The organism is Hymenobacter jeollabukensis, assembly GCF_005771675.1.
In the GTDB taxonomy this organism is placed as follows: Bacteria; Bacteroidota; Bacteroidia; order Cytophagales; family Hymenobacteraceae; genus Solirubrum; species Solirubrum jeollabukense.
The window spans coordinates 800,659-813,677 of the sequence record NZ_VAJM01000002.1; the positions used below are offsets into that span (position 1 = coordinate 800,659).

Below are 13,019 nucleotides of genomic sequence, written 5' to 3' on the forward strand. Positions count from 1 at the left end.
TCCCAACGGGCCACGTTCCGCACTGCCAAGTCGCGGTTAAACCCTGCGGGCCCGATTGCGTCCAACCCAGCATGACGACGCAACAACAGGTGCAGCACCTGCTCTGGCGCGCGGGCTTCGGGCCCCGCCCCCACGACGTGGCCGCCGGCCTGGCGCCGCGCAAGGTGCTGCGGCAGCTGCTCCACGACGCGGCCAGCTACCAGCCCCTCGACAGCCCGCAGATGCGCTACCGCGAGGGGCTGGCCATGACGCCCGCGCCCACGATGGATATGAAACAGGATCCGCAGGCGCCCGCGCTGAAGAAGGGCGAGCTGACGGCCGAGCAGCGCAAGGAGCAGAACCGCCAGATCCGCGACGCGTTCTACGCCATGAACACCGGCTGGCTGCAGCGCATGGCTACCTCGCCGGCCCAGCTGCGCGAAAAGCTCACCTTCTTCTGGCACGGCCACTTCGCCTGCCGCGTGCGCCGCCCCGACCTGGCCTTGCAGCTCAACAACACCATCCGGCGCCTGGCCCTGGGCAAGTTTCCCGACCTGCTGCTGGCCGTATCGAAGGAGCCGGCCATGCTGCAATTCCTCAACAACCAGCAGAACAAGAAGCAGCGGCCCAACGAAAACTTCGCCCGCGAGGTGATGGAGCTGTTTACCATCGGCCGCGGCCACTATTCGGAGCAGGACGTGAAGGAGGCCGCCCGCGCCTTCACCGGCTGGGGCTTCGACGGGCAGGGCCAGTTCCAGTTTCGGGCGAAGCAGCACGACGACGGCCCCAAAACCTTCCTGGGCCAGACCGGCAGCTTCGGCGGCGAAGACGTGCTGCGCCTGCTCACCGAGCGCCGCGAAACGGCCCTGTTTCTGACCACCAAACTCTACCGCTTCTTCGTCAACGACCAGCCCAATGCCCAGCACATCGGGCCGCTGGCCGAGGCGTTTTACCAGTCGGGCTACGACATTCAGGACCTGGTGGAGCGCATGTTTTCGGCCGATTGGTTTTACGACGCGGCCAACGTGGGCACCCGCATAAAGTCGCCGGTGGAGCTGCTGGTGGGCCTGCAGCGGCAGGCCGGCCTCGCGCCCGCCGACGGGCAGAAGCTGGTGTTCTGGCAAAAAGCCCTGGGGCAGACGTTGTTTCAGCCCCCGAACGTGGCCGGCTGGCCCGGCGGCCGCAACTGGATTGATTCCTCTTCGCTCTTGCTGCGCCTGCAGCTGCCCCAGGTGCTGCTGAAGCAGGCCGAAGTCAACATCGCGCTGAAGGACGACGAAAACGACTTGGCCCCGCAGCTGCCGCGTAGTGAACGGATCCTGCGCAGCCGCGGCAAGGAAGCCGGCGACGCCCCCGTGAACCTGGCTACCGTGGCCGCCCTGGTGGCGAAAACGCCCGCCGATAAGCAGGCCGCTGCCCTGGCGGGCTTTCTGCTGCAGGCCCCGCTGCGCCCCGAAAACCTGGCCCTGATCCAGCAAGCCGCGCCCGAAGGCGGCGGGCCGCAGCAGCGCTTGCGCCTGCAGGTCGGTTCGCTGCTGTCCTTTCCCGAGTACCAGCTGATGTAACCCTGGCGCCGGTTTAGCAAGCGAAGCGAGCGTAACCGGTGCCCCTAATAAGACAGGCTTTCAGCCTGCGGATAGCGCCCAACCAGCCTGGCTCGTCAGGCCAAGCAACGTTCGACGCAGGTTGAAAACCTGCTTTATTGCCGGCACCGGTTACGCTCCACTTCGTTGCGCTAAACCGGCGTCAGTTCCATAATCCCCCCAGCCTCTGCCATGACCTCCCGCCGCGACTTCCTGAAAACCTCCGCGCTGGCCAGCACCCTGCTGTTTGTGCCCCGCTTTCTGCACAAGCTCGACGCCCAGGCCCTGCCCGCCCTGCAGGATGCCGGCGGCCGGCGCCTAGTGGTGGTGCAGCTTGGGGGCGGCAACGACGGGCTGAACACGGTGGTGCCTTACCGCAACGACCTGTACTACCAGGCCCGGCCCACGCTGGCTCTGCGCGAGCAAAGCGGCCTGCTGACGCTGGAAAAGGACCTCGCGCTGAACCCCAATATGACCGCGCTGAAAGGTCTCTACGACCAGGGCCGCCTCACCGTGCTCAACAGCGTGGGCTACCCCAACCCCGACCGTTCGCACTTCCGCTCCATGGACATCTGGCACACCGGCTCGGCCGCCGACGAGTACCTGAGCACCGGCTGGCTCGGCCGCTACCTCGACGCGGCCTGCGCCAGCTGCAGCACCGGCCACACCGGCATCGAAGTCGACGACACGCTGAGCCTGGCCATGAAGGGCGCCCGGCGCAAGGGCCTGGCGCTGAAGAACCCGCAGAAGCTGCGCGACGTCACTCGCAACCGCCTGCTCAGCGCCGCCAGCCGCGAAACGGCCGCCACCGGCCTCGGCGAACTGGACTACCTTTATAAGACCCTGGCCGAAACGGCCTCCTCGGCCGATTACCTCTTCGAGAAGAGCAAGGTGTACCAGTCGAAGGCAACGTACCCGCAAACGGACTTCGCCAAGAGCCTAAAAACCACCGCCGAGCTGATCAACTCTGGCCTCGATACCCGCGTGTACTACACCGCCCTGTCGGGCTTCGATACCCACGTGCGGCAGCAGGAGCAGCAGGGCAAGCTGCTCAAGGACCTCTCCGACGGCCTCGGCGCCTTCGTCGACGACCTGCAGCAGGGTGGCAACCTCGACTCGACGCTCATCCTGGTTTTCTCGGAGTTCGGGCGCCGCGTGGGCCAGAACGCCAGCAACGGCACCGACCACGGCACGGCCAACAACGTGCTGCTGCTCGGCGGCAAGCTGCGCCAGCCCGGCGTAGCCAACGCCGCCCCCGACCTGGCCAACCTCGACGCGGGCGACCTGCGCTACCAGGTCGACTTCCGCAGCATCTACGCCAGCATCCTGCACGACTGGCTGGGCGCCGACAACCAGCTCATTATCAGCCGCGACGTACTGCCGCTGACGGGCCTGGTGTAAGGAGCAGAAACGCGAACAACCGGCCGGGCTGCGCAGCCCGGCCGGTTGTTCGCGTTTTCCTGCGGCCTAGCGCCGGTAGGTGAAGCCCACGAAGAATTCCCGGTCGGTTTCGCGGTTCAGGGCCAGGTGGGCGCCGAAGTCGACTTGCAGGTTGTCGTTCAGGTTAAACATCGGGGCCACGTTCACCGAGTTGCGCCAGCCGCTGTGCTGGGCATCCCAGCGCGCCACACCTTCGACCATAAAGGAAAACAGGTCGTTGAAATCGTGCTCCAGCGCCACCGAAGGCACCACGCCGAGGTAATGGCTGGCGGTTTCCCGGTCGTAGCTAAGCTTGGTTTCTACCTGGCCTTCCGCGTCCCAGTGGTGGCCCAGGTTCACGTCGACGGGCACGATCAGGCCGTATTCTGCGCCACCGTCGCCGGCCAGGCCTCCGGTGGGCAGGCGCACGTAAGCTACGCTGCCCAGAGCGACGGGGCAGTCCTCGTCGTCGCCGAGGAAATTATGTTTGAGGCGCACGGCCACGTCGCCGAAGCCGCGGTGCCGCTCCCAGTTCGGGTCGGTGGCTTGGCGCTGCTTCTGGGTGGCGAATACGGGCACTTCCAGCTGTAAGTCGGTGCGCCGGCTCAGGCCGAGCTTGGGCATGAGGTAAGCGGCGTGCCACTCCCGTTCGCGCTGGTCCGCCTCTCGGCGGTTGATGAGGCGGAAGCCGTCGACTTCCAGCTGAAAATGCCCCGCGTCGACGGTAAACGGGCTTTCCGTCACGCCCGGCCGGTCGGGCCGCAGCTCCCGCAGCTGGTTGCGCGGCACGGGATGAAACAGGTCGAAATGCGCCGAATCGTACGGGCAGGTCTTGGGCCGATCGGGCGACTGGGCCCGGGTGGCCGCCGCGCTGAGTAGCGCCAGCAGCAACAGGAGTACGCGTGACATGAAGAGAGGGGAGAGGGAGTTGCCCCCGCATACGCAACTACCCGCCAACGGATCAGCTTTCCGACAGCGTCAACGCCTAAATCTGAAGTTACAACGCGTAGCGCATCCCCAGAAAGCTCCGCCGGCCTTGCAGCGGGGCGTAGTTGTACTCCGTGTCGAAGGTGTAGCCGTTGGGATTGTCTTGATTCACGTGCTTATCGAAGGGGTCGAAGGGGCGCAGCAGCACGTGGCGCGGCAGAAAGCCCAGCAGGTTTTTCACGCCCCCGTACACCTGCAGGCGCTTGCCGAGCTGCTTGGTCAGCTGCACGTTCTGCAGGGAGTACCAGGGCGAGCGGCTGGGGCGGTAGTCCAGCGGCTGCACCGGCAGGTTCATCGGGCCCGTCACCTGCCCGGTGTAGTCCACCGTGAGGCCCCAGCGGGTGGCCGCGTACGAAGCCGCGAAAGTGCCCGAGAAGCCCGGCGTCTGCACCTGCCGCAGGTGCGCCGCGTTGCCCGGCTCACGCCGGTACACGTCGAGCAGAGTCACGCCAGCCAGCAGCTTCAGGTCGGGCGTCAGCGTCCAGTCGGCGTTCAGCGTGAGCCCCCGCGATACGGCATAGCCGCGCAGGTTGCGGTAGATGATCTGGTTGGGGTCGGCGTCGTAGTCGGGCAGGATTTTATTGGTGAAGTAGGTCCAGAACAGGCTGCCGTCCAGAATCAGCGGCCGGGCGTCGGAGCCGAGCTGCTGGGTGTAGTTTACGGTGGCGTTCCAGCTGCGCTCCGGGCTCAGCCGCTCGGCCACTACCACCTGCCGCGCCCCGGTCAGGGCCGCGTGGTCTTCGGTGAAGAGGTTCACCACCCGAAAGCCGTTACCGGCGCCCACGCGCAGCACCTGGCGGTTGTCGGCGGTGCCCCATTTGTAGTTGAAGCGGCCCGAGGGCACTAGGCCGTGGCGCGGGTCGTGGTCGAGGCGCAGGCCGGTGAGCAGGGTAGAGCGGAGGTTCAAATGCCACTCGTCCTGGGCAAACAGGCCCGGCAGGCGCACCACGTCGGGGCGGTTCTGCGGCCGGTCGGAGGCCGGCGCGGCCGTGGCGGGCGTGTTGTCGTCGTACCAGGTGTAGCGGTAGGCGGCACCCAGCAGCAGCTGGTGCTGCACGCTCAGCGGCTTCAGCCACGTCAGCTGCCCGAAGCCCACGTGCTGGGTGGCCAGGTAGCTGGTGGTGCCGTAGGCCGAATTCTGGTGGTGGCGGTTGTAGGAGCCGCTGAGCAGCAGCTTTTCGCGCGCTATGGGCAGCTGGTACTGCCCCAGCAGCTCGTAGCGGCTGGTGTAGATACTCTCGCCGTAGATGCTGTCCCCGGCCCGGTGCTCCGGCCGCCAGCCCAGCTGCCCGCCAAACCGGTCCTCGTAGTAGTAGCGCGCCGCCAGGTTAGCCACGCGGTCCTCGGGCCGGGTCAGGCTCCATTTGTTGAAGACCGACACGCGTTTCTGCGTCGGCACGTCGGTGAAGCCGTCGTGGTTCACGTCGCGCCGCCGGTCGTAGCCGAACACGTTGGCCGTCAACAGTGAGGTGGCCTTGCCCATCCGGCCGGCCGTGCCCGCGTCCACGTTCAGCTCGCCGAAGCTGGTGCCGAACACGTCCAGGGCCAGCGGCGGGGCCTTTTGCGGGGCTTTGGTGATGACGTTGATGAGCCCGCCCACCGCCTCCGAGCCGTAGAGCGTCGAGGCCGGCCCCTTCACCACTTCCACCCGCTCCACCATGCTGTTCGGAATGCCGCTCAGCCCATACACCGTGCTCAGCGACGACACGATGGGCATCCCGTCGATGAGCACCATGGTGTAGGGCCCTTCCAGTCCGTTGATGTGAATGTCGCCGGTGTTGCACACGCTGCAGTTCAGCTGGGGCCGTACGCCGTTGACCATCGTCAGGTTCTCGAACAGGCACGGCGCCGGGTTCTTCTGGAAGAATTTCGGCGTGTACAGCTCCACCGGCACCGGCGACTCGCTCTTGATAACTTCACCCAGCGTGCCGCTGATGACGACTTCCGCCGTTTCGGTGCTGGCCGGCACCAGCAGCACGGTGTAAGGCAGCGTAGCCTGCGCCCGTACCTCCACCGCACGTTCCGCCGGCTGATAGCCCAGCGCCGTCACGGCCAGCTGGTAGCTGCCGAGGGGTACTTTGTGCAGCGCGAAGCCACCGTGCTCATCGGCCGTGGTGCCGTGCGTGGTGCCCTTCAGCCCCACGCTGGCAAACGGCACCGCCTGCCCCGCCGCCCGCACCACGCCGCGCACCGAGCCGGTTTGGCCCGCTCCGGGCTGGGCCAGCGCCAGCAGCATCAGCCAGAAGAGTAGCAGATGTTTCATGTTTTTAGTGGGGACTTTTGAATTTATTTAGACGAGTCTAAATTGAAAATCAGGCGTAAAAAAGCGGAATCAGGCCGCGCCCGATTCCGCGTGGTATTAGCCCTTGAACGTCTGGATTAGCAGGTGCGCGTTCAGTAGGATGATGACCACCGATACCGCCCACGCCGTGTATTTCACCCACGGCCGGTTCACGAACGGGCCCATCTTCTGGCGGTCCGAAGTAAAGAGCACCAGCGGCACCACTGCAAAGCTGAGCTGCAGCGACAAAATCACTTGGCTCAGCACCAGCAGCTCGCCGGTGCCCTTTTCACCCGCAATCAGCGTGACGATAAACGCCGGCACCACCGCAATCAGGCGGGTAATCAGGCGCCGCACCCAGGGCTTGAGCTTCAGGTTCAGAAAGCCCTCCATCACGATTTGCCCCGCCAGGGTGCCCGTAAGCGTGGAGTTCTGGCCCGACGCCAGCAGCGCCACGGCAAACATCACGCTGGCTGCCCCGGCGCCCAGCACCGGCGTCAGCAATTCGTAGGCAGCATTGATGTCGGCCACGCCGTGGTGGCCGTTGCGGTGAAACGCCGCCGCCGCCAGCACCAGAATGGCCGCATTCACGAAAAACGCCAAGAACAAAGCCAGCGTCGAGTCGATGGTCGCAAACTTGACGGCCATGCGCTTGCCCGCCTCGTTGCGCTCGAACGCGCGCGTCTGCACGATGCTGGAGTGCAGGTACAGGTTGTGGGGCATCACCGTCGCGCCCAGAATCCCGATGGCCACGTAGAGCATCTGCGGGTTCGTCACCACTTCGCGCTGCGGCACCAGCCCGCCCGCCAGGGCCACCCAGTCGGGCCGCGACACGATGATTTCGTAGACGAAGCAGCCGAAAATGATGAAAATCAGACCCGCTACCAATGCTTCGATAAGGCGGAAACCCCGGTTTTGGAAGTACAGCACCACCAGCACGTCCAGAATCGTCAGCAGCACGCCTACGCTTAGCGGAATGCCAAACAGCAGGTTCAGGGCAATGGCCGAGCCGATAACCTCGGCCAAGTCGCAGGCGGCAATGGCCACCTCGCACAGCACCCACAGCACCATGGCCACCGGCTTGGAGTAATGGTCACGACAGGCCTGCGCCAGGTCTCGCCCCGTTACGATGCCCAGCTTGGCCGCCAGGTGCTGCAGCAGCATGGCAAACAGGTTCGAGAGCAGAATGACCGACAGCAGCGTGTAGCCGTACCGGGCGCCGCCGGCAATGTCGGTAGCCCAGTTACCCGGGTCCATATAGCCCACGGCCACCATCAGGCCCGGCCCCCAAAAAGCCAGCAGCTTCCGCCAGAACGAAGCCTGGTGCCCGGGCACCCGCACCGAGGCGTACACGTCGCTCAGCGAAGGTGCATGCCGACGCTTACGCCAACCGGCCTCGGGCTTGTCCTCGGTAACCAGCGTGGCCTCAGCAGTCGATGAAGTATCAGTAGGAAGCATTAAATCAGAATCTTGACGCAAAGAAACGAGAATTTAGGCTGGTCTAAAATTTTTTTTAAACCCACTTAATTACTCGCTTCCCAGCTAAAAGGTTTACTCACTGGAGCAGTTACCCGGATGCATCGTCCCCAAAGCCCCGATTTTCACTGCTGCACCATTTGATGATGGAAGCCAGCGTCTCGTCCGGCAGGGCTAGGGCAATAAAAAAAGGCGCTGCAGAAGCAGCGCCTTTTTTTATTGGTAGATGGATGATTGCTAGCGAGCAACTTCAACCCAGCCTTTCATCTGTTTCCCATCCTGTGCCGTGACCAAGTAGTAGTAAATACCGTCCGGCTGGTCTTTGCCATCCCATTCGTTCTGGTAGTTATTGTACTCTTTGATCATGCGGCCCCAACGGTTGAAAATCTGCACGCGGTTGTTGTCAGGCAGGGCCTGCAGCACCAGCGTTTCGTTTTTGCCGTCGTTGTTGGGCGTGATGATGTTCGGAATGACCAGCGGCGGAACCGTAACGGTCTTCTGAGCCGTGGAGCTCGGGCAATCCGTCGTGCCGGCGCGGTTACTCACGTACAGGCGGATGATATAGTCACCGCCTTCGACCAGCATCAGGTCGCGGGGGGTGCGCTGGCGGGAGAAGGTGGTTTCGGTAGTGGAAACCGGGTTGCCCTTCTCGTCCGTGATGCGCTGATGGGTCCAGCGCACACTATCCGTCGCCGTCAGGTTAGGCGTGGTATTGGTAAAGGTGAAAATGCGCGGCGGCATGCTTTCGTGGCCCGCATAATAGGGACGGAAAGTATTGGTGAAGCTAGCATTCAGCTTCGGCACCATCTTCACCAGAATCGAGGCCGTGTCGCTGCACAGACCTGCCTGGAATCCGGCCGTGGGACGGATGGTGAGGTAGTAACGCGTGGTCTGCGTGGGGCGTACGGTGATGTCCTTCTTGTTGACATCAGCGGGGTCCAAGCCGTTAGCCGGCGTGCTCCCGTTGCGGGTACCACTCCAAGCAAACGCATACTGCTGCAATCTGCCGTAGAGGGAGTCAGGGCGTTGCACCAGGCCGTTGATGGTAATGGACTGACCTTCGCAAACAAAAGCCGGATTCTGCTGCGTAGTCGCTGCGGCCCGGGCAAAGTTGCCTGACGTTACTCTAATCGCTACGACGCGGTTGGCCGTGCTCTTGAAAGGGCAGCCATCGTCTTCGATGCGGAAATAGACGTACGTCGTGGTTCCCACCAGATTCGGCGAGGGCGAGAAAGTCATCGTTATCGAGGGCCTAACCGTACCGTTGTTCGTGAAGATGAGGCCCGTGTTGCGGCCAATAACGGTACCAAGGTCAACAGATTCCAACGCATCAAACAGCGCTTGGTTGCTGGGGAAAGCCGTTACCGCAAGGCGGTTGGTGAGGTCCGGGTCGCGGAACTCCAGCTTCACGCGGGTGTAATTGCAAGCCTGTACCGTGATGTAGGTCGAGTCGGCCGTCGAGCGGGTGATGCCACCGGCAGCAGGCGTCTGAATGGTCGGTTGCGGGGACTGGGGCAGCTGGTTGGTGCAGTCGATAACAACAATCAGCATTTCGCGGCGCAGCGTGCCTACTTTGTAGCGACGGTTGCTGCCGGGCAGGCGGCGCCATTCGGTGATTTCACCAATAACGGCGTACTTATTGTCGGCCTGAGCCGCAGTAGTCGTGCCAGCGTTAAACAAAGCAGGCGTGAACGTGAAGCGGCCGTTAATGGCGTCGAAACGGAAACGCGGCGTCAGCGTGCGGTTAGGGCACGTGCCGGTGGTATCAAACGATACCGCGATGGGCAGCGTAGGTGTGAAGTTGGCCGGCGTAGTGCCGTTACAAGAGTAAGTGCAGCCATTCACCGTGCGCGTGGTGCAGCGCAATTGCGACGGGTAGGGCTTGAAGGTCACCGGCAAATCACAGTTGTCCAGCGGCGTACCCAGCGAATACACTAGGGAGTCACCATCAACATCCGTAGCCGTAAAGGTGACCGTCGAGCTTTGTTTCCAGCACAGAAAGGACGTCAGGGGCTGACCAGATACGTAGTCAGGCGACGTATTCGTTATTGCAACCGGAGTGGGGGTCGGGTTACCAGGCGTGGCTGCCGGAGTAATCAGGTTGTTGAGACGAACTTCCCAACGAAACCAATCCTGGCCTACGTTGCGGGCCTCTGGGCGGGCGCTTTCCCGAACGCTGAGCACCCATTCCGGGGCTGGGCGCAGGCGGACGTTGGCGCGGTAGATAAACTCTTTGTAGTTGGTGAACGGAACCGTGCCTCCGTTGTCCGGGCAGGTTACCTGCGCTTGGATATTAGCGCAGTATGGCGTGCCCAGAAGAGGGGTGCCGACTTGGTTCATCGTCACCGACGTATCGCGCGGTACGTTGGTAGTACAGCCTCCCTGCCGGCAGTTCAGCGTTACAGTTGGGGGAACATTAATCCCCGAACAGTCGCGGTACATGCGTAGCGTCACCTCATAAAGGTTGCCGCCAAGCGGACGATAACGCAGTTCGCCCCCCTGAAGGTGGGAGGCCCGGGCAAACTGCGACCCAGTCAGCAAGAGCAGACAGACTAGGAACAGCCGCGTGAAAGAGGGTAGATTTATTTGCATGAGGAGTGAAGGGTGGTGTGACTGGGTGGACACTTATTTCCTGGTCGGAAATATAAAGCTATTCTGAGCTAGGCCCAAAAAATCCGGCCGTGGTTGGTGATTCACAGCAAAAATCAGGCCGTAAAAGCAACGTAGCAGGTGCTTTGGCGTGAAAAAAACACGTAGGCAAATCAGTAATTTAACTTGGTTATAGTAGTTTGCGCATAGCATTCCTGTTGCGAAACAGCACACTCAAATTTCCACCCTTCTTTCCACCCAATTTTATCACCTATGCTCAAACCCTTACTCGAACAGATAACAGCTGTTCAGTACCTCTCTGCTGCTTCTGCCTCGCGCTGGCGCGCGTGGTGGCTAGCGGCCGGTTTACTGTGCCTAGCCTTCTCGGCCCGCGCCCAGCAGCAAACCATTGGATCGACCACGGTACCCGTGGTGTCGCCGGCTACTAGCTCGCCCTACTACGGGCCGCTGTACCGGTTTTCAGCAACCTCGACTACCATCAACTCCCGGCACGCGTATCTCTATACGGCCACGGAACTAGGTATTCCAACGGGGTCGACTATCACCCAGCTGGAATGGGTGAAGTCGGATGCTGGCGTTGCTACCGGCAACAACACCTTCAATGTATGGCTGGGCAACAGCACCAGCACTACGCTGACTACGGGTACCTCGTGGGCGACGCTGACGGGCTTGGCTACCCAGGTCTACACCTCCACGGCGCAGCAAGTATCCGGTGCGGCCGGCAGCTTTTGGGGCATTAGCCCGACGGCTGGCTCCTTTACCTACACCGGCGGTAGCCTGATGATCCTGACGGACTGGGCGCTGTCGAGTTCGGCCAATGCCCCTAACGCCATCGAGTTCGTGACGAATCCCGCTACTGGTTTGGCTATCGGCACGGCCAGCACCGTTGCGCTGACCAATACGACTACGCTGAGCTCCACTACTTACGGCGGCCGCCGGCCCACGCTGCGCATTTCGTACACGCCGGGTTCCCCGTGCACTGCCCCTCCCACGGCCGGGACGACCGTAAGCAACATTAGCAGCGCCTGCAACGGCGCCACGGCTAACCTGAGCCTGCAGGGTGCTTCTTTCGGAAGCGGTATGACCTACCAGTGGCAGCAGTCCAGCAACGGCACGAGCTACACCAACATCACCGGGGCCACCGCTCCTGCTTATACGACGAATGCGCTGACGGCCACCACCTATTTCCGGGCGGTGTTGACGTGCAGCGGCCAGTCGGCGAATTCGGCGCCGGTGACGGTGACCATTGCCGCCCCGACCTACGCCACGCTGCCCTACACCCAGACGTTTGAAGCGGACTGGATTGACGTGTGCGCCACGCGTGAAGTGCCCAGCAACAGCTGGCGCGGCACGGCCTCCCCGACGGATGCCGACGCCTCCTGGCGCCGCGACGACGACGGAGCCGCAGGCGGTTGGTCCACACCCACCGGGGGCGTTTACTCGCCCACGGGCAGCCAAGGCGCGCACTCGGCCCGCTTCCACTCCACGTGGGCCACTGCGGGCACGGTCGGCACGCTGGACCTGTACGCGAACCTGAGCTACAACGGGGACAAGATCCTGCAGTTCTACTACATCAACACGTCGGGGGCGGACTCGCTGACGGTGCACGTGTCCACCGACGGGGGCGCCACCTTCGGCCCGGCGTTGCTGCGCCTGAACCAGGCCGCCACCTGGACGCGCCAGCAGCTGCGCCTGACCAACGTGATTTCGGCCACGGCCGTCATCCGCTTCCGCGGCCGCGGCGATTTTGGCAGCACCGACATCGGCGTGGACGACCTGCTGCTGCGCACCGACGCGCCGTGCACCGCCCCGCCCACCGCCGGCTCCGCCGTGGCCAGCCTCACCAGCGGCTGCTCCGGCATAGTGACGAACCTGAGCCTGCAGGGTAACTCTGTTGGCAGCGGTTTGACCTACCAGTGGCAGCAGTCCAGCAACGGTACGACCTACACCAACATCACCGGGGCCACGGGCGAGACCTACACCTCGGGTCCGCTGCTGGCCACGACCTATTTCCGGGCGGTGGTGACGTGCAGCGGCCAGTCGGCGAATTCGGCGCCGGTGACGGTGACCATTGCCGCCCCGACCTACGCCCCGCTGCCCTACACCCAGACGTTTGAGGCGGACTGGATTGACGTGTGCGCCACGCGTGAAGTGCCCAGCAACAGCTGGCGCAGCACGCCCGACCCGACGGATGCCGACGCCTCCTGGCGCCGCGACGACGACGGAGCCGCAGGCGGTTGGGGTGCCGTAACGAGCGGTGCCTACACGCCTGCCGGTGCCACCGGCAGCGCGCACTCAGCCCGCTTTCACTCCTACCTAGCTTCGAATAACAAGGTAGGCACGCTGGATCTGTACATCAACCTGAGCCAGGCCGGGGACAAAGTCCTGCAGTTTGACTACATCAATACGACCGGCGTCAGCACCACCAACAATGACTCCCTGACGATTCACGTGTCGACGGACGGCGGCGTGACCTTCGGACCGGCCCTGCTGCGTCTGGGTGCCAACTACACCGACTGGTCGCATCAGCTGCTGACGCTGACGAACACGACGGCCACCACCGTCATCCGCTTCCGCGGCCGCTCCGACTTTAGCTTGACCGATATGGGTCTGGACAACGTGGACATCCGCTCGGCTTCGGCGTGTTTCGCGCCGGCGAGCCTGACGGTGGGCGTGGTGACGTC

General features: G+C 63.3%; 7 protein-coding genes. 3 read left to right on the top strand and 4 right to left on the bottom strand.

The window, feature by feature from the left end; all coding sequences use genetic code 11:
• Window positions 1-71 precede the first annotated feature (71 nt).
• Both FDY95_RS07430 and FDY95_RS07435 read left to right on the top strand, forming a co-directional pair.
• Window positions 72-1,544 (top strand): DUF1800 domain-containing protein, encoded by a 1,473-nt coding sequence (locus tag FDY95_RS07430; protein WP_138076195.1) that lies wholly within the window; start codon window positions 72-74, stop codon window positions 1,542-1,544.
• A gap of 210 nt (window positions 1,545-1,754) precedes the next feature.
• Window positions 1,755-2,963: a DUF1501 domain-containing protein gene (locus tag FDY95_RS07435; protein WP_138076197.1), complete on the top strand. Its 1,209-nt coding sequence runs from the start codon at window positions 1,755-1,757 to the stop codon at window positions 2,961-2,963.
• A gap of 66 nt (window positions 2,964-3,029) precedes the next feature.
• Here the strand turns inward: FDY95_RS07435 and FDY95_RS07440 are convergent, their stop codons facing one another.
• The 4 genes from FDY95_RS07440 to FDY95_RS07455 form a co-directional block, all read right to left on the bottom strand.
• The gene (locus FDY95_RS07440; protein ID WP_138076199.1) at window positions 3,030-3,890 is read right to left on the bottom strand and encodes a transporter; all 861 of its coding nucleotides are present in this window, start codon (window positions 3,888-3,890) and stop codon (window positions 3,030-3,032) included.
• Window positions 3,891-3,978: 88 nt separating this feature from the next.
• A complete protein-coding gene (locus FDY95_RS26915) occupies window positions 3,979-6,231 on the bottom strand; it encodes a TonB-dependent receptor (RefSeq protein WP_138076201.1) in 2,253 nt (750 codons plus the stop codon).
• A 96-nt stretch (window positions 6,232-6,327) separates the two neighbouring features.
• Window positions 6,328-7,707: an Nramp family divalent metal transporter gene (locus FDY95_RS07450; protein ID WP_138076203.1), complete on the bottom strand. Its 1,380-nt coding sequence runs from the start codon at window positions 7,705-7,707 to the stop codon at window positions 6,328-6,330.
• 255 nt (window positions 7,708-7,962) lie between these two features.
• Window positions 7,963-10,317 (bottom strand): gliding motility-associated C-terminal domain-containing protein, encoded by a 2,355-nt coding sequence (locus tag FDY95_RS07455; protein ID WP_138076205.1) that lies wholly within the window; start codon window positions 10,315-10,317, stop codon window positions 7,963-7,965.
• Between the two features lie 270 nt (window positions 10,318-10,587).
• Here FDY95_RS07455 and FDY95_RS07460 point away from each other — a divergent pair.
• Window positions 10,588-13,019, top strand: a 2,432-nt coding sequence (locus FDY95_RS07460) for a hypothetical protein (RefSeq protein WP_138076207.1), incomplete at its 3' end; no start/stop codon positions are given.

Excerpts from the sequence above, each read along its gene's own strand:
- FDY95_RS07450 (WP_138076203.1), bottom strand. The coding sequence starts at position 7,707 with ATGCTTCCTACTGATACTTCATCGACTGCTGAGGCCACGCTGGTTACC.
- FDY95_RS07440 (WP_138076199.1), bottom strand. The coding sequence starts at position 3,890 with ATGTCACGCGTACTCCTGTTGCTGCTGGCGCTACTCAGCGCGGCGGCC.
- FDY95_RS07435 (WP_138076197.1), top strand. The coding sequence starts at position 1,755 with ATGACCTCCCGCCGCGACTTCCTGAAAACCTCCGCGCTGGCCAGCACC.
- FDY95_RS26915 (WP_138076201.1), bottom strand. The coding sequence starts at position 6,231 with ATGAAACATCTGCTACTCTTCTGGCTGATGCTGCTGGCGCTGGCCCAG.
- FDY95_RS07455 (WP_138076205.1), bottom strand. The coding sequence starts at position 10,317 with ATGCAAATAAATCTACCCTCTTTCACGCGGCTGTTCCTAGTCTGTCTG.
- FDY95_RS07430 (WP_138076195.1), top strand. The coding sequence starts at position 72 with ATGACGACGCAACAACAGGTGCAGCACCTGCTCTGGCGCGCGGGCTTC.